The sequence below is a fragment of the Cytobacillus pseudoceanisediminis genome (genome assembly GCF_023516215.1).
Classification (GTDB): Bacteria; Bacillota; Bacilli; order Bacillales; family Cytobacillaceae; genus Cytobacillus; species Cytobacillus pseudoceanisediminis.
This window is the reverse complement of sequence record NZ_CP097349.1, coordinates 258,162-276,008: the sequence shown is the minus strand read 5'-3', so window position 1 is coordinate 276,008 and position 17,847 is coordinate 258,162. Positions and strand designations below refer to the sequence as shown.

Sequence of the window (17,847 nt, the reverse complement as noted above, 5' to 3'; positions counted from 1 at the left end):
CACCGCCTTATTAAAAATAATTCAGAGGCATCTATATGCCTCTGAATGGATATCAAAAAGTATTAATACTAAGAACCCATATTGCCTACAATGCTGCAGCCTGCTTTGCAAGGTATTGATCCATGGCGGCAAGCACACCATCATTCTGTTCCTTGGAACCTACTGTGACACGGACATATCCCTGGAAGCCAAGTGCTTTGCCGGAGCGGACGATATACCCTTTTTCAAGCAAAAATTGAAACACTTCATTTGAATCTGCATTAAAGTTGATTAAAATGAAATTTCCCTGTGAAGGGTAGTATTCCAGTCCATGTGCTTCACAGAAAGCATAGAATTGTTCCAGCCCTTCCCGATTTTTCTGTCTGCACTCTTCGATAAAGTTCTGATCCCCTATGGCTGCAGCTGCTGCAGCCTGAGCAAACTTGTTTACATTGAACGGCTCCCTAACCGGCTCAAGAGCTTTGATAGTTTGAGGATCTGCAATTCCATAGCCTACCCGAAGGCTTGCTAAGCCATAAATTTTCGAAAATGTACGAAGGACAATCAAATTTTCGAATTTCCGGATCAAATCCAATGCATTGTAGTAATCCTCAGCAATAACATATTCATAATAAGCTTCATCAAGGACTATCAATACATCACGAGGCACCTTTTGCAGAAAGGAAAGCAATGAAGATTCATTAACATAGTTTCCTGTCGGATTGTTTGGACTGCAAACCCATACTACAGCTGTATTTTCATCAATTGCAGCCAGCATTCCATCAAGATCATGTCCCCCATCAACTAATGGAATTTCCCTGATCTCGGCTCCTTCTACTACAGCATTATGCCTATATTGAGGGAATGTTGGCGCAGCCATTACAGTATTTGTTTCCGGGCTTAATAAAGCTCTGGAAATCATTTGAATTATTTCATCCGATCCGTTTCCAAAAATCAGCTGATCTTCCTGTATGCTTAAGTGTCCAGCCAGAGCAGTCCGCAGTTCAGAAGCATAGCCATCGGGATACAGCGCAAAAAATGATGTCGACTGATTCATAGTAAAAAGAACTTTTTCAGAGCATCCAAACGGATTTTCATTTGAAGCAAGCTTAACTATTTTATCCAGACCGTATTCCTTTTTTACTTGATCAATTGATTTTCCCGGCTGGTAAGGAGTTAAATCCAACAGCTGTTCCTTCCATTTCATTCAAATCCACCTCTTTTTATCACTTTTACTTATTATCGTATTAAAGCGTTATTTGATCTGCTCCTATATTATCACAAAACTCTCCATTAAGGAGAGTCTGTGGTCTTTAGATCTGGCCGGAGCTGGATGGCTTCACGCAAATATATATGGCAGATATTCTCCTGAGGGACATCTATATTCACATGCATCATTACCCTAATACAATTACGAAGTGATCCTTCAACAGGTATTTCCCTCATGCACATGACAGGAACATAGGTCCAGCCCTCTATTGAACGCATTGCCTTTGCGGGAAAGGCTGCTGTTAATTCTTCCGTAACGGATATGAATACAGAAGCAACATCCTCAGAATTAATCTTATTCTCCTGAATCATTTGTCTGATCAGCATCTCAGTTGCCTCTAATATCTCAGATTCACTATTCTTATCTACGGTGACGGCTCCCCTCACCCCTCGAATCACTTGCAGCACCTCCCAAAGCTGATTCACCAGCCTTTTTATCTCTTAGTAATAAAGTCTTCCTTGTTTATTTTAAAAATATTGCGAGCTCCTGCAGAATAAAATCATCAGAAACCTGGTGTATAACGGGACTGCCCACTTCTTTCAAAAGAACAAAGCGGACATTCTGGCCTTCTGATTTTTTATCCTGCTTCATCCGTTCCAGCAGTTTTGAATGCGATAAATCTTCCGGGAGATCCGTTTGGTAGCCAAGCTGATCAAGCCAGCACCGGAATTCGTTAACATCAAAACGCAGATCAAGCATTTTATTGCTTAATTGGAGTGCGAATAGCATTCCTACTGCAACAGATTCTCCATGTGTCCATTCTCCATAGCCTTTTTCTGCTTCAATTGCATGACCCAAGGTATGGCCGAAATTCAAGAATGCGCGAACACCAGCTTCCTTTTCGTCCTCAGCAACGATCATGCCTTTGATTTCTATCCCCTTTGTAAGCATTCCGCTTAATTCATCAGAAGGAAGCCCTTCAAGCGAGCGGATGTTGTCTTTAAGACTCAAATAAAAGTTCATATCATGTATCAAGCTATGCTTTATTACTTCTGCAAACCCTGAGCGCACCTCTTTTGGAGGAAGGGAATCAAGAAAATTCAAATCATAAAATACAGCTTGAGGCTGATAAAAGGATCCCACCATATTTTTTCCTGAAGGATGGTTGATGGCCACTTTCCCTCCAACGGCGCTATCATGCGCCAAAATGGTAGTAGGAATCTGAATGAAGGGTATCCCCCTCATAAATGTGGCAGCCACGAAACCTCCCAAATCTCCGACAGCTCCCCCGCCAAACGCCAGAATAAGAGATTTTCGGTCAAGCTTATGTTCCAAAGCAAATGACAAGCATTGATAGTAAACTTCAAATGTCTTTGCTCTCTCCCCGCTTGGCACTGTGCAGACTTTTGCATCTATACCCCTAAGTGCTGTTTCCAGCACAGGCAGATGTATGGCCCGGACCGTTTCATCTGTAATTATCATTAAATTGGTTAGAGCCGGAAAAGTATCTTTAATATATGATCCCAATCCCTCAATTGCTCCTGACCCTATATAAACTGGATAGGTCCTCCCGGGGGTTTTGATTGAAATACTATTCATTAAAACTCCCTCGCAAATTTTCTTTGCTGCTCAACCGAAGCTTTTAATGCTTCGAAACGGTCAGAATAAAATTGATCCACAATAGCTGAAGCCAATTCCCAGGCAATTACATTTTCTGCAACGACTGCAGCTGCAGGTACTGCACAGCTGTCAGAACGCTCTATGCTTGCTGAGAAGGGTTCCTTTGTTTCAATATCGACACTTTGAAGAGGCTTATAGAGGGTAGGAATTGGTTTCATCACTCCTCTGACAACAATAGGCATACCCGTTGTCATGCCCCCTTCTAAGCCGCCAAGCCGGTTCGTTTTCCGATAATAGCCTTTTTCAGGATCCCATGTGATCTCATCATGAACTTCACTTCCAGGCTTCCTTGCAGCCTCAAAGCCAATGCCAAACTCAACACCTTTAAACGCATTAATGCTCACCATTGCCCCTGCAAGCTTTGAATCGAGCTTGCGGTCATAGTGTACATAACTTCCGACACCCGGAGGCATGCCTTCAACAATAACCTCTACTACTCCGCCAATGGAATCCCCATTTTCTTTCGCGGAATCAATGGCATCCATCATTTTTTGGCCGGCATTCTGATCCAGACAGCGAACAGGCGATTCTTCTGTGATTTCCTTTAACTCTTTTAGTGAAGAATAATCTCTTTTGCTTGAAACAACCCCGCCAATTTCAATAACATGGGCTGCAACTTCAATCCCCAATTCAGAGAGCAGTTTTTTGGCAGCTGCACCGGCTGCCACCCTCACTGTCGTTTCTCTGGCTGAAGATCGCTCCAGCACATTCCTCATATCCCTGTGCCCATATTTTAGTGCTCCATTTAAGTCAGCATGGCCTGGACGGGGACGCGATATTTTTCTCTTCACTTCACCCTCATCCTCAGGACTTAGAGGGTCCTGGCCCATAATCTTTGTCCAATGCTTCCAATCATTATTCTCAACCACAAGTGCCACCGGCGATCCTAATGTATATCCATGCCTGATCCCCGCTGTTATTTGAACAGTATCCTTTTCAATTTGCATCCTTCTGCCTCTGCCATAGCCTTTCTGGCGTCTGGCAAGTTCTTCATTTATATCTGAATCAATCAGCGGCATTCCTGCAGGCAGCCCTTCAATTATAGTGGTCAGCTGTGGTCCGTGAGATTCACCAGATGTAAGATATCTCAAAACTCTTTCCCCCTTCAACTCATTAAAGGATTATGTATCAATATAACATAATGATAAATATAAGAATAGATAAAATTGAAAATTCCTATAATATTTTATTTCTTCTTATGAATGGAGCCATTTTAACACGAATAGATATTTACTACAAAACGGAGAAAAACAAAAGAAAGAGGATGTCAGAAAATCATCCCCTATGCGGTTACTTTTTTATTCTTTTCTATAAAAAAAGGTTTCAGCAGATTCCAAGTGATAGCGGCCTGAGTTAAAAATCTGTTCAGTACTCCCAACAAAGAATATGCCATCTTTTCTTAATGCGCTGCTGAATTTATGATAAAGCTGATCCTTTGCTTCCTCTGTAAAATAAATAAGAACGTTCCTGCATACAATTAAATCGAACGGCCCGCCAAAATCGTCTGCAAGAAGATTTTGCTTTTTAAAATTACCGTCTTTTTTATATCCTCGGATATTTTAAAGAAACTTCCTTCACGCCCAAAGAACTTCTGTCTCATGGTTTCAGGAACCTCATTAAGCGAACGCTCAGGGTATACACCCATCCGGGCCCTCGCCAGGGCATTTTCATCAATATCTGTTGCAGTAATCTTTATTTGGGATAGCGGCAGCATTTTTGATAAAATCATGGCAATTGTATAAGGCTCTTCACCAGTGGAGCATGCTGCGCTCCAGATTTTCAAATTCCTATTCTGCTCTAATAACCCCGGCAGGATTTTTTTTCGAGCACCTCCCATCTCTGCGCATTACGGTAAAATTCGGAAACATTTATCGTCATCCTGTCCAAAAAATCATTCAGGAGTTCTCTATCCTTGACTATGCCATTAAAAAAATCTCCAAATGAATTAAAGCCTTTTTTCTCATACAATGAAATGAGCCTTCTTTTCATTTGTGCTTCTTTGTACAGAGATAGGTCGATTCCTGTTTTTCTTTTAATATTTAGAATAAAATCCTGATAATCGTTAGCCATTCCTTTTCCCCTCTTATAATAATTGGTGAGCTTTTTGACTTCTATCTATGCCCGCCCAGCCGTAAAAATGAATTCGGTTACAAAAAAAGCACTTGTCAGGGACAAGTACTTTTTTTGAATATTAGTTAATCCATTCATTCATTAGTTTTTTGTATTCCACTTTTTCTTCCTCTTTGAAGAAAAGGCCGATCTCACGTTCTGCACTTGCAGGTGAATCTGATCCATGGATTACATTTTTCCCAACTGTAATGCCGAAATCTCCTCTGATTGTTCCAGGAGCAGCATCTTTAGGATTTGTTGAACCCATCATCTGACGAGCTGTAGCGATAACATTTTCACCTTCCCAAACCATTGCGAATACTGGTCCGGATGTAATAAAGTCAACAAGTTCTCCGAAAAATGGACGCTCTTTATGCTCTCCATAATGCTCTTCAGCAAGTTCCTTGCTGATGCTCATTAGCTTGCCGCCAACAAGCTGAAAGCCTTTCTTTTCGAAACGGGAAACGATTTCCCCGATTAGATTGCGCTGTACTCCGTCTGGTTTAACCATTAAAAATGTTCTTTCCATTGATTCCACTCCTAAAACTTTATGTATAGTGATTTATGTTAATCCACGAAAATATTAACATTGTTTTGAAAATTTAGCAACAGAAATCTGAAAGCGCTTTTACTTAATAATTTCCTCCTAAACAAAATTGCCGGCACCTGTAAAAGTGCTGGCAATTAATTGGCGGATTAAAATTTTCTTTTGCCTATAAATTTTGCAATATCCCGCAAAGCTTTCTTTGACCTGGAAGGAGGCAGCTCTTCGAGAACCCCCAAGGCTTTCTGCAGATATTTATCACTAATTTGCAGAGATTTTTCAATTGCACCGGAGTCTTTGACCAAAGCAATTATCTTCTCAATATCACTTCGTTCAGTTCCTTCGTGGACTCTGCTGATTTGATCGCAGATGATGCTGTCCTCCATTGCAAATAAAGCAGGGAGCGTAATGTTACCCTGGTGGAGATCTCCTCCCGCCGGCTTGCCAAGTTCTTTTTCTGTACCGACAAAATCCAGGACATCGTCAATGATTTGATAGGACATTCCCACAAAATAGCCGAATTTAAAGAGCTTTTTATGTATATCTTCCTCCACATTAGCTGCAATGCCGCCAAGCTGACAGCTCACCGCAATAAGCATGGCTGTTTTCCTTTTAATTCTCCGGAAATATGTCCTTATATTCTGATCATAGTTATACTTATCTTTAATTTGCTCAATTTCTCCTATGCAAAGTTCCACAAGGGTATGGGAGAGAATTTTGTGAGCATGCGGATTTTGTATATTGGTTATTAATTCCAAAGCGCGTGCGAAAATATAATCACCGGTATACATGGCAATCTTATTATCCCACTTTGCTTTAATGGTAGGCTGCCCCCGGCGCAGTTCTGCATCATCAATAACATCATCATGGACAAGCGACGCCATATGGATAAGCTCCAGTGATACCGCTACGTTTTTAATTTTATCAATATCATATTCTCCGAACTTTGCAGCAAGCAAAACAAAAACTGGCCGGATTCTTTTCCCCCGGCCTGCAGCAGATGCAGGGAAGCCTGATGCAATAGAGGAGACTCAGCTTTAATCGTCTCCTCAAGCTCGTTCTCTATAACAGTTAAATCTGAATTTAAAAATGAATACATCATTTTCAATTTCATTTGCTTACTCACCCAGCTTATCGATCCCGTCTGATCTATTCTCTATCGTTCAATGAGAAACATACAGAACAAGTTATTATTTTTTATTTCGTTCCAATGTGTACTGCAGCCACACCGCCGCTATATGGCTTGAATGTGACGTTCTTAAAGCCTGCTTCTTCGAACATTCCTGCAAGTTCTTTCATCCCAGGAAAGTCTCTGGCTGATTCCTGCAGCCAGGAATATTCATTAAAACTTTTGGCAAAAAGCTTGCCAAACATAGGCATGATAAAACGGAAGTAGAAATAATAAGCCTGCTTGTATCCAAACAGAGTTGGCTGAGAAGTCTCCAGACACACTGCTATACCGCCAGGCTTTGCAACACGGTGCATTTCTTTTAATACCTGCAGATAATCCGGAACATTGCGAAGACCGAAACCGATTGTAACATAATCGAAGGAATTGTCCGCAAAAGGAAGTTCCATTGCATTTCCATGCACAAGCTCGACTTGCTTCAGTTTCCTATCCTTAATTTTTTCCTCACCGATTTTAAGCATATTTTTACTGAAATCCAAACCTACAACTTTACCGTTTTCACCTACTGCTTCAGCAAGCGCAATGGACCAATCGGCAGTACCGCAGCAAACATCAAGAGCCTTTGAACCCTTTTGAACATTCATCTTTTTCATTGTATCTTTGCGCCATCTTAAATGCTGCTGAAAGCTGATAACTGAATTCATTTTATCGTAGTTGCCATAAATCTTTTCAAATACGCTATGAACACGTTCTTCTTTTGATTGCTGCATATTTTATCCTTCTTCCACAAAAGTTTTAGCCACAGACTGACTATTATTAAAAATGCAGTGAATACGCTGCTCTAATAATTCATTTGCAAGAGGGAATTTCCTCAGGGATTGATCAACTATATTCCTTGAAAAATCAATATATCTATCACAAATGAGAATCAGATATCTCCGCTGCTCAGCAGACATGTCTTTCACTTTTGGGAAAGTCAGCTTTTTCAGGGCTTCAAAAACAACTGAGGTTCCTTCCTTAATGAACTGCTGCTTCTCTGCAATCAATCGCTTGATGAATAAAAGATTGGATATTACCTCTTTCCAAGCTGCCTTGCTGAATGCATCAGCCAGTTTTTCAAATAGGGACGCCTCAACTTTTTTGACTGAATTCATCAGGCTGTCAACTGCATCAGGAGACTTCTGATATAGCGAAATTTTATGCTCATTTACATCTTTAATCCCATCTGCGAAGGCCCTGATCATTTTAATATCATCAAAAGCTGCGAGAATCTTGTAATATAAACCGCTGTAATAAACACCTGCAAGGACAGTGAGCTGTCTATGCTTAAGACCTTTGTCTTCAGATTCATCGTTCTTAACAAGTTCATGGGTATCAAGGGCGATTTGGATAAGCATTGCAGTAACTGCATATTTTTCTGCTTTTGTGTCAGGTATTTCCACATCATTCAGGAAAGAGATCAGAAGCAGAAGCTTGTCTTCATCAATAACAGGAGAATCAATATACCTGAGCAGATAAGGGTGGTTAACTTTTTCTCAATCTGTTCTTTTATATCTGCTAATTTAATCTTCACATCATGCATGCCATCACCCTTGTTTCCCCTTAGTTTTCTTTTTCAGCCGCGCGCTTTCTCCATGTAAATACTGCGACAAAGAGAACGGGCACAAATTGCCTTACACATCTTATCTATTTTAGCCAATTCATTGGTTACTATTAAAGTAAAACGGGCAAAAAAAGCCTTTTACCCGGTATCTTGTATTCAAGAGAAATAATCAAGCAGAAACAATTATATCATAAATTACAGGAACATGTCAGGACATTCTCTTGTGAAAATATCCTATCCTTCTTTTCAAAGGGAAGGTTATTTCTTAGCTTCACTTTCAAGTTCCCCATAGCTTGTCATTATTCTTGCATTCCCCCGGATCTTAATCGCGGATGTATGCTCGGTAAATTGTGCAATCATTACTTCTCCCTGATCAAGTTTTTCTGAATGATGGAATCTTGTATCAGAGCCTCTTGTTAACCCTATGACATTAACACCGTCTTCTTTGGCTTTTATCACAATATATTCATTTGCTGATGGACTTTTCTTTTCCATTTAAACCATCCTTTGCTTCATATGTTCATGATAATTACTTACAAAAAAAGGCTAAAAGTTTTATCTTTCAGCCTTTGACCTTTTTATAGCCTGAACTCCTTCATTACAGAGTTCTCATTATTATTGTTTAATAAGCGAAAGCACTTCAGCCCGTGCTCTTGCATCCTCTGCAAACACACCTCTTACTGCTGATGTCACCGTTTTTGAACCAGGCTTTTTAACTCCGCGCATTGTCATGCACATATGTTCCGCTTCCACAACGACCATTACACCATGGGGCTCAAGCTTTTCCAGAATGGAATTTGCCACAGTAGATGTAATGCGTTCCTGAAGCTGAGGACGCTTGGCAACCGCCTCCACTGCTCTGGCAAGTTTGCTTAAACCTGTTACTCTGCCGCCCCTTGGGATGTAAGCTACATGAGCAACACCAAAGAAAGGTACAAGGTGATGTTCACACATAGAGTAGAATGGAATATCTTTAACTAAAACAAGTTCTTCATGATCTTCGCCAAATACTGTTTCAAAGTATTCTTTAGGATCCTGGTTAAGCCCCATAAAAACTTCTTCATACATTTTTGCGACTCGCTTAGGCGTATCAAGAAGTCCTTCACGATTCGGGTCTTCTCCGATAGCTTCTAATATTAAACGCACCGCATCCTCTATCTGGGCACGATTCACTTCTGCCATAATTATGCCTCCTATGTATTAACACTGTGGTAATAATATGTTCATATTAGCATAACCCTTTCATTCAGGCAAAACTGAAACTTCCGTGTCTTTCTCTAATTTAAATATACAGCTCTTTCCCCTGTAGCCAGGGTGATTTCAGATCGGATAAAAAAGAAAAAACCGCGATTATTCGCGGTTTTTAGCTCAAGCATAAGCTTTAAGCACTTGTATGTAGATTATTTAACTGCATCTTTAAGCGCTTTACCTGGTTTGAAAGCAGGAACTTTGCTTGCAGCGATTTCGATTTCTTCGCCAGTTTGCGGGTTGCGTCCTTTACGGGCTGCACGCTCGCGAACTTCAAAGTTTCCGAAACCGATTAGTTGTACCTTATCACCATTTTTCAAAGCATCAAGGATTGTATCGAAAACAGCATCAACTGCTTTAGTCGCGTCTTTTTTAGAAAGTTCGCCAGCTTCAGCAACTGCGTTAATTAGTTCTGTTTTGTTCATGCCTTTCACCTCCTCCCAAATATGGATAAAACCCAGTAAAATAAGATTCCTTACATACATTTGTAAACAAAATTACTGAATTCTATACGTTATGGCGTTTTTTTTGTATAACAAGCCCTATAATAAATGATAAATTGAAATTTTTCAATCCAAAAATCATTATAAACCCTTTAAATATAAGGGTTTCGGCCGCCATAACGGTAATTCTGTTAAAAGATTATCACAATCAAATGCTGTTATCAAGAATATTTCATGATTTAATGGGAATCTTTTCTTCTTTGCAACATATTTGTAATAAGTTGACCTGTTTTTATTACCCTTACGGCGCTTTTTAAAACACTATTTTAGATAATCAATTGCAAATTAAGCAGTGAATTTTTCAAACATTTCCTTTAAATTAGAATAAACGTAAAAAAAGACTCCAAAAGGAGCCTTCATTAAAGAATAATCGCTATTAATCCGCCAGAGCCTTCGTTGATGATTCTTTCTAATGTTTCTTTCAGTTTGTATCTTGCATTTTCAGGCATTAGGGAGAGTTTGGCCTGAATTCCTTCTCTTACGATGGAGCTTAGGCTGCGTCCAAAGATGTCGGAGTTCCAAATTGAAAGCGGATCGTCTTCAAAGTCCTGCATCAGATAGCGGACAAGTTCTTCACTTTGCTTTTCTGTTCCGATGATAGGTGAGAATTCAGATTCTACATCCACTTTAATCATATGAATGGATGGGGCAACGGCTTTTAGCCTTACACCAAAGCGGGAACCATGGCGTGTAATTTCCGGTTCATCGAGGCTCATATCAGCCAGCGAAGGAGCAGCAATGCCGTAGCCGGTTTGCTTTACCATTCTCAATGCATCGGAAATTTGATCATACTCTGCTTTGGCATGAGCAAATTCCTGCATCAGCTCAAGCAAGTGGTCTTTTCCGCGGATTTCAACACCCACTATCTCTTTAAGTACCTCATCATAAAGATCATCTGGCGCATATAAGTCAATTTCGGCTACTCCCTGCCCCATTTCAATACCTGCGAGGCCTGCCCGGTCAATGAATTCAAAGTCGCTGAATTGATGGACCACTCGGTCGACATCTCTTAGCCTCTTTATATCCTTAACCGTTTCTTTAACAGCTTCCTGATAGCTTTCACGAAGCCAGTGATCTTCATGCAGCACCATTACCCAGCTCGGAAGGTTTACATTGACCTCCAGTACCGGGAACTCATAAAGAGCTTCACGCATAACGTTTAGTACATCTGATTCCCTCATGCCCTCAACACTCATGGCCAGGACAGGGATATCGTATTTTTCAGCGAGATCATTTCTCAGGGCATCCGTATTCGGATGATGAGGCTGGACACTGTTAATGATCATGATAAATGGCTTGCCAACTTCCTTTAACTCTTCAATAACCCTTTCTTCGGCTTCCAGGTAATTCGCACGCGGGATCTCTCCAATTGTTCCGTCAGTTGTAACCACTACTCCGATAGTCGAATGCTCCTGAATTACCTTTCTAGTTCCTATTTCAGCAGCTTCATGAAAAGGAATCGGCTCTTCATACCAAGGTGTATTGATCATTCTCGGGCCGTTTTCGTCTTCATAGCCCTTCGCCCCCGGTACTGTATATCCCACACAGTCCACAAGCCTGATATTTACATCCAGCCCTTCTGCAACATGCACTGTAGCAGCCTGGTTAGGGACAAATTTCGGTTCTGTTGTCATAATCGTCTTGCCGGCAGCACTTTGAGGAAGCTCATCCTGTGTGCGGGCACGTTCTGCTTCATTCTCCATATTTGGCAGAACAACTAGTTCCATAAACTTTTTTATAAATGTAGATTTGCCGGTGCGAACTGCGCCAACTACTCCAAAATATATATCGCCGCCAGTTCTTTCGGCAATATCTTTAAAAATATCAACCTTTTCCAAGTGATCCCCTCCTGAAATCTTGAGTTAATGGGATAATATTATCCTATCTATTATGTTTGGACATTATATGTGTATGATGTTGTCCTACATTGTTATGACAGTTTTTTAAAATTTTTACCCCCTATCAGGAATGTGCATTGCACCTGCCAGCCCAGCTGGAAATCTCCAAACCAATGACAGTCTGAAATGGACAGCTTACCATTCCAAATTTCCTTTTTATTTTCAAACTCCCCTTACTCTTTATTCCTTTACCTTTATGCTTATAGTCAATAGTTGAAGAGTGGCTATAAAAGTATATAAAAAAATAACCCTTCTCCTACAATATATTTTGCAGGAGAAGGGTTATGACTATTTCACCAAAAAGATTGGATCATTTGTGGCGGGATCGATTGTGTAAGGCAGGGAATAGGCAGGAACAAAATCAGAATCCTCTACAAGAAGATCTCTAATATCTTCTCCAGGTTTAGGCTTGTTTTCCTTATTCTCCAATGCCTGATATAAATCAGCCCGATAATCCACGTATACCTCTGCATTGCCGGTAACAACATACGGGAGGCTCTGGCCGCTGTATGGACTGAGGGCTTTAGGTTCTTCCTTAAACCCTAATTTTTTGAAATCCATCGTAAAGACATTTTCTGCTATCTGCTCTTTATATGGCGGGAACCCATGTGCCTTAACCCTCAGGTTAATATCCCTTATAGTTTCAGCAATTCTTAAATCAAAAATCTTCACTTTTGGATCTGTTTCTGCATCAACGATTACATATTGAAAAACTCCGCCGGATTCAAAGGCATTCCCAGGCGGCTCTGCCATATATTCGGGGGCAATTTTCTTAAAATCAATTGGATATTTTTGATATATAGGGGTCGTCTGATCCTTGGTTTTGATCGGCAAAAGGTCTCCATTTGCTTCCCGATATTGGTCCACTGCCGACTGGACAGACTGAAGCTGATCCTTATAGGCTATCTGATTTTGTGATAATTTCTCTTCAGGATACATACAGCCCGTCAGAATCAAAGCACCGCTCAACAAGAGCAAAAATATATTAAAAGCTTTTTTCATTTAATCAACCCTTTATGTAAAAGTGCTAGCTGCTTGTCGGACCGCTGAACACGACAATCACTATAATAATCCCGCTTATTATCATTAAAAAGTAGGCAACAATGGCTGTTATAATCTTAAAAACTCCAGGTTTCAGCTTGTAGCGGCTAAGATAAATTAATATTATAGATAAAAACATAAATCCCATAGAAGCAAGGGATATCCACATTTTCATTAAAGCCGGCGACATACAAATCAACTCCCTTTTCCGAAATGTATTATAACATACTAATTGAATAAATCTAAAAACTTTTCATTACGAAAAAATTAAACACAAAAAAACTGAGGCAAAGAAGGGGCAATTCTTTACCTCAGCCATTTGACTAAATAACCCAGCACCCTGTTCATTACACTAGTTTGCTTCGTTGCATTGTATGCAGGAACCTGCTGTCTCGCATCATCTAATGCCTATATTTTTCAATTAATAAACATTTCAGTCCTTTTTATTCCCGCTTTGATCTTCCAAAACGTTCGCAAGATCTTCCATCTCATGTGTTTTTCCTCTTGCCATCAGAAGATCAACAGCATCCTTCGCAATTACATTATTAAAAAGAACATCATACAGGACAGTAGTAATCGGCATTTTTACATCATATTTTTGAGCCAGCTGATGTGCTGCCTTTGTTGTCCTGACTCCCTCTACGACCATCCCCATATTATCAAGGACTTCCTGCAGATTATGGCCCTTTCCAAGAAGGTTGCCTGCTCGCCAATTGCGTGAATGGACAGAAGTGCATGTAACGATCAAATCACCGATTCCCGCTAAACCGGAGAAAGTAAGCGGGCTTGCCCCCATCTTCATACCGAGACGGGCAATTTCAGCAAGGCCTCTGGTTATCAGGGCTGCCTTTGCATTGTCTCCATAGCCTAAGCCATCTGTAATTCCAGCTGCAAGCGCAATAATATTTTTCAAAGCCCCGCCAATTTCCACTCCAATGATATCCGGGTTTGTATATACTCTGAAATTGTTATTGATAAACAAATCCTGGATTTTTTCGGCAGCAACCATATTTTTTGATGATACCGTAACAGTAGTTGGATGCCGCAGACTAACTTCTTCTGCATGGCTTGGGCCAGAGAGTACCACTACACTATCCAGAAGATTTCCAGGCATTTCTTCTTCAATCATTTCAGAAATCCGGAGAAGTGAATCAGGTTCAATGCCTTTACTTACGTGTACAATGGTTAGAGGCTCTTTTCTACTTCCCTTGATCTTGCCGACTACTTCACGAATTGCCTTTGTCGGTACTGCCAAAATCAAAGTGTCTGTTCCGGTTAAAGCCTCTTCAAGCGAGGTGTATCCCCTTATTTCTGCAGGCAGATGTATCCCTGATAAATATTTTTGATTAGTATGGTGCTTATTAATTTCTTCTATCTGATCAGGATTATGGCCCCACAGTCTGACGTCATGCCCATTATCCGCAAGCACCATCGCCAGGGCAGTACCCCAGCTGCCAGCACCTGCTACAGCTACACTTTCTTTTTTCCGCTCCATTTGATCACTGCCTTTCAATGTATTTGGATGCATCAAAAATTCATCCGATTCTGCCTGCCAGACAACATTAAAGCTTTCCGGCTGGCATCATCGCATTATTTTCTTTCCCTTGCAAATATCTTAATAGGTGTGCCTTCAAAACCAAAAGCGTCTCTAATTCTGTTTTCAAGGAAACGTTCATATGAAAAATGAAGAAGTTCAGGATCATTAACAAACACAACAAATGTCGGCGGCTTCACAGCAACCTGTGTTGTATAATAAATTCTTAGGCGTCTTCCTTTATCTGTAGGTGTTGGATTCATCGCAACAGCATCCATAACGACATCATTGAGGACGCTTGTTTCAACACGCAAAGCATGGTTTTCACTGGCTGTATTAATCATCGGGATAAGAGTATGAATACGCTTTTTCGTTTTAGCTGAAAGGAAAACAATTGGTGCATAATCAAGGAATTGAAAATGCTCACGGATATTTTGTTCAAATGCCTTCATTGTTCTCTCATCTTTTTCAACTGCATCCCACTTATTGACTACAATAACAACAGCTCTGCCTGCTTCATGAGCATAACCGGCAATGCGCTTGTCCTGCTCGATGATTCCTTCTTCCCCATCGATGACCACTAGGACAACATCGGAACGTTCGATTGCCCGCAAAGCTCTCAGTACACTGTATTTTTCTGTTGTTTCATAGACTTTCCCTTTTTTTCGCATTCCTGCAGTATCGATGATGACATATTCCTGTCCGTCAACCTTCACCTTCGAGTCGATAGCATCTCTTGTGGTGCCTGCGATATTGCTGACAATGACCCGTTCTTCACCAAGCATTGCGTTTACAAGGGAGGATTTCCCGACATTCGGGCGCCCAATTAAAGAAAACTTAATGACATCTTCTCCATATTCAGTTTGGCCATGTTTCGGGAAATGCTTGGCTGCTTCATCAAGCAAGTCTCCAAGACCAAGCCCATGAGAACCTGAAATAGGAAATGGTTCACCAAAGCCAAGTGCATAAAAGTCATAGACTAAATCCCGCATCTCAGGGTTATCGATCTTATTTACCCCAAGAACTACAGGCTTTTTGGCTTTATATAAAATTTTGGCAACTTCCTCGTCTGCAGAGGTAACACCCTCTCGCCCGTTTACAAGAAAAATGATGACATCCGCTTCATCAATCGCAATTTCTGCCTGAAGCCGAATTTGCTCTAAAAATGGCTCGTCTCCAATATCAATTCCGCCTGTGTCAATAATATTAAAATCATGAGTCAGCCATTCTGCCGAACTATAAATCCTGTCCCTTGTCACTCCCGGAATATCTTCGACAATGGATATCCGTTCTCCTACAATTCTGTTAAATATCGTTGATTTCCCAACGTTAGGACGCCCGACAATAGCCACCACTGGTTTTGCCATGAACATCACCCTTTCAATTCTTTATTTAAATTGTTTAAACATCCCATCTATGTTCCAGAAATGCCTTTACCTTGAGTAAGCATACAGATGGCTGTCCACAATAACACTACATTGATGTTAAAACCATCCAAACAGCTGTACATTTATAAAATAAACCCTTCTCAAAGATAGAAGGGTCTAACTTAGATATTTTAACAAAGAGAAACCTTCCTAGCAATGAAAAACTTGGAAGCTGGATTAATGCTTAACAATTACATATAGTTCATCTGTTAAAGCATGGGCAATACCGTCAAGAATAGCTTCGAGATTGGCTGCGATGATTTCCATTTCTTTTTTATCTTCACAATGAAATACGGCGGTTCCTGAGGGTATCTTGGCTGGATTTGTTGTAATTGCAGCCAGTATGAATTTTTCAAGCACCATACGCTAACTTCCTTTCCCATTCGTTTGCCGTTCAGTAGGCATCCTAATCGCGTTTTCGAGTGTCGGAACCGCTTCGATGATTTTTATGGCTTTATTGATATTCTTTTCCTGCGGCAATACAAAAACCCCCACACGCCCATCATCAAGGTCCCTTTTCGCAAGCGGAACAAGCGCAGGAGTTCCGGAATCCCGGTAAACACCCAAAGCAGTAGAAACATCATGCAATATAGCCTGTCTCTGCCCAAGATTCGCAATAGTGGAGCGGGCATTGAAATTTTTAGGTTTTAAAATAAATCCCATCCCATATCGCAGCACTTCCTCTTGTCTTTCAGGCAAACCTATATTCATGATATAAATATTGTCAACATACAAGCCCGCTCCATCAAATCGCGGCTCTACAAACTCAACTTCAACGATTTCCTTCAGCCTTCCCCCTGACATTAATTTCTTTGAAATAAGTACGGCCAGAATGGCTGCCGCAAGCCCTCCCCATATATTAAATAGCAGATAGCCAAGCGTACTTAATAAAGATGTAAAAATCACAAGATAATTTCTGCTTTCGAAGGCGATCGCCACGCCTTCTATATACGTTTTGCCTCTGGGAACCATTTCGTAGCTGTCCAGTTCAGTAAGCGTGTTTCTCTCCATGTTTCTGACTTCCCTAAACTGGGATGCAGCAAGGGTCAGGAAGGTAATGGCTGTGAATTCTTCCTCCATAATTGAAGGGATGGCCACCGTTCCCAGGCCAGCAGCAATGAATCCCAATGCAACGTGTATAATTTTTCCATGTAAGTATGTAGGATATTGCCGGTAATCCGTCCTCAGCATATAAATACGGGTCAAAGTTCCGGCTGCCAGACCAAAAAGTATCGGGTACGTATATTCGCTCATGATAATTTTTGTTTCTCCCTTTCGAAATGTTTAAAGTTGGCTTCAATATATTTGACGGCCCATTGCACTGCAATCCATACGGCCGATATGGAAACAGAGATTGCCATGATATCCAGAAAGGCCAATGATCCAATAGTGTACGGAAAGGAAAATTGATTAAGTATGAGCGCATAAAGAACTTCTCCCTGGATGCTCCCGAGCAATATTAACGGCAGTCTGAGCATTCTGTTTTTTTGCAGGAGAACTGCCAAATAAACAAGAAGGACTGACAGCATCCAATTTCGTGAGAATATTACCCAAACCGGATCAAACAGTTCAAACAGATGAAATGTGACATATGCCATCATCAGGATGAAAGCACAAAAAAGGAAATAAAGTTTACTCAGTTTTTTTAATCTCCCAGCAAAAATATATAAAGATACAAGCAGAAAAAGGCCACCAATACCAGTTTCAACATTGAAGATTTTAAGTGTCCAGGGTGACAGCATAATGAAGAATAAAATCCAGGCAGATAATAGAAACCTGTATTTATTATTTCGATCCATAAAAAAAGTCGCCATAATCCAAACCATCCAGGAAATCCAATAGAAAATTAATCCTTCCATCCTCTACCTCCTATCATTTCCATTATGGCTTTTTCATATGTAAAATAACCCTGCAAGTTCAAAAGGATAATTCCTTTGGAATC

Annotated in this window: 18 protein-coding genes and 2 pseudogenes; all 20 read right to left on the bottom strand. The window is 40.6% G+C overall.

The features are described 5' to 3' along the window. Window positions 1–85 precede the first annotated feature (85 nt). The 20 genes and pseudogenes from hisC to M5V91_RS01445 all read right to left on the bottom strand — a co-directional run bounded on the left by hisC (window position 86) and on the right by M5V91_RS01445 (window position 17,764). Window positions 86–1,186, bottom strand: a complete 1,101-nt coding sequence (gene hisC, locus M5V91_RS01540) for a histidinol-phosphate transaminase (protein ID WP_019380390.1) — start codon at window positions 1,184–1,186, stop codon at window positions 86–88. A gap of 86 nt (window positions 1,187–1,272) precedes the next feature. Continuing rightward, window positions 1,273–1,647: a chorismate mutase gene (gene aroH, locus M5V91_RS01535; protein WP_009332745.1), complete on the bottom strand. Its 375-nt coding sequence runs from the start codon at window positions 1,645–1,647 to the stop codon at window positions 1,273–1,275. Window positions 1,648–1,711: 64 nt separating this feature from the next. Further along, window positions 1,712–2,788 (bottom strand): 3-dehydroquinate synthase, encoded by a 1,077-nt coding sequence (gene aroB / locus M5V91_RS01530; protein ID WP_019380389.1) that lies wholly within the window; start codon window positions 2,786–2,788, stop codon window positions 1,712–1,714. Then, window positions 2,788–3,960: a chorismate synthase gene (aroC, locus tag M5V91_RS01525; protein ID WP_009332747.1), complete on the bottom strand. Its 1,173-nt coding sequence runs from the start codon at window positions 3,958–3,960 to the stop codon at window positions 2,788–2,790. The genes aroB and aroC overlap by 1 nt, the downstream gene beginning before the upstream one ends. Before the next feature lie 207 nt (window positions 3,961–4,167). Continuing rightward, a pseudogene (locus tag M5V91_RS01520) lies at window positions 4,168–4,939 on the bottom strand (CheR family methyltransferase). Window positions 4,940–5,060: 121 nt separating this feature from the next. Beyond that, entirely contained in the window at window positions 5,061–5,507 is a 447-nt protein-coding gene (ndk, locus tag M5V91_RS01515; RefSeq protein ID WP_009332749.1) for a nucleoside-diphosphate kinase, read from the bottom strand. Between the two features lie 167 nt (window positions 5,508–5,674). After that, window positions 5,675–6,636: pseudogene (gene hepT, locus M5V91_RS01510) on the bottom strand (heptaprenyl diphosphate synthase component II). Window positions 6,637–6,719: 83 nt separating this feature from the next. Next, a complete protein-coding gene (gene menG / locus M5V91_RS01505; RefSeq protein ID WP_009332751.1) occupies window positions 6,720–7,421 on the bottom strand; it encodes a demethylmenaquinone methyltransferase in 702 nt (233 codons plus the stop codon). Between the two features lie 3 nt (window positions 7,422–7,424). Next, window positions 7,425–8,114, bottom strand: coding sequence for a heptaprenyl diphosphate synthase component 1 (locus M5V91_RS01500; RefSeq protein WP_284522235.1), 690 nt, complete (start codon window positions 8,112–8,114; stop codon window positions 7,425–7,427). 398 nt (window positions 8,115–8,512) lie between these two features. Continuing rightward, entirely contained in the window at window positions 8,513–8,749 is a 237-nt protein-coding gene (gene mtrB / locus M5V91_RS01495) for a trp RNA-binding attenuation protein MtrB (RefSeq protein WP_009332753.1), read from the bottom strand. A gap of 120 nt (window positions 8,750–8,869) precedes the next feature. Then, window positions 8,870–9,436: a GTP cyclohydrolase I FolE gene (gene folE / locus M5V91_RS01490; protein ID WP_009332754.1), complete on the bottom strand. Its 567-nt coding sequence runs from the start codon at window positions 9,434–9,436 to the stop codon at window positions 8,870–8,872. Window positions 9,437–9,654: 218 nt separating this feature from the next. Beyond that, a complete protein-coding gene (hbs, locus tag M5V91_RS01485) occupies window positions 9,655–9,927 on the bottom strand; it encodes a non-specific DNA-binding protein Hbs (RefSeq protein ID WP_009332755.1) in 273 nt (90 codons plus the stop codon). A gap of 437 nt (window positions 9,928–10,364) precedes the next feature. Next, entirely contained in the window at window positions 10,365–11,843 is a 1,479-nt protein-coding gene (spoIVA, locus tag M5V91_RS01480; RefSeq protein ID WP_019380383.1) for a stage IV sporulation protein A, read from the bottom strand. Between the two features lie 348 nt (window positions 11,844–12,191). Continuing rightward, window positions 12,192–12,905 (bottom strand): YphF family lipoprotein, encoded by a 714-nt coding sequence (locus M5V91_RS01475; protein ID WP_251175109.1) that lies wholly within the window; start codon window positions 12,903–12,905, stop codon window positions 12,192–12,194. A gap of 25 nt (window positions 12,906–12,930) precedes the next feature. Further along, window positions 12,931–13,134, bottom strand: a complete 204-nt coding sequence (locus tag M5V91_RS01470; RefSeq protein ID WP_019380380.1) for a DUF2768 domain-containing protein — start codon at window positions 13,132–13,134, stop codon at window positions 12,931–12,933. Window positions 13,135–13,377: 243 nt separating this feature from the next. Further along, window positions 13,378–14,439 carry an NAD(P)H-dependent glycerol-3-phosphate dehydrogenase gene (locus M5V91_RS01465; RefSeq protein WP_026041599.1) on the bottom strand — a complete coding sequence of 354 codons (1,062 nt, stop codon included), beginning with the start codon at window positions 14,437–14,439 and terminating at the stop codon, window positions 13,378–13,380. A 95-nt stretch (window positions 14,440–14,534) separates the two neighbouring features. Beyond that, window positions 14,535–15,845: a ribosome biogenesis GTPase Der gene (gene der, locus M5V91_RS01460; protein ID WP_009332760.1), complete on the bottom strand. Its 1,311-nt coding sequence runs from the start codon at window positions 15,843–15,845 to the stop codon at window positions 14,535–14,537. A 237-nt stretch (window positions 15,846–16,082) separates the two neighbouring features. After that, window positions 16,083–16,268, bottom strand: coding sequence for a capping complex subunit for YIEGIA (locus M5V91_RS01455; RefSeq protein WP_009332761.1), 186 nt, complete (start codon window positions 16,266–16,268; stop codon window positions 16,083–16,085). 3 nt (window positions 16,269–16,271) lie between these two features. Then, entirely contained in the window at window positions 16,272–17,159 is an 888-nt protein-coding gene (locus M5V91_RS01450; RefSeq protein WP_009332762.1) for a YIEGIA family protein, read from the bottom strand. Further along, window positions 17,156–17,764 carry a YphA family membrane protein gene (locus tag M5V91_RS01445; RefSeq protein WP_009332763.1) on the bottom strand — a complete coding sequence of 203 codons (609 nt, stop codon included), beginning with the start codon at window positions 17,762–17,764 and terminating at the stop codon, window positions 17,156–17,158. Before M5V91_RS01445 ends, M5V91_RS01450 begins: the two co-directional genes overlap by 4 nt. Window positions 17,765–17,847: the final 83 nt, after the last annotated feature.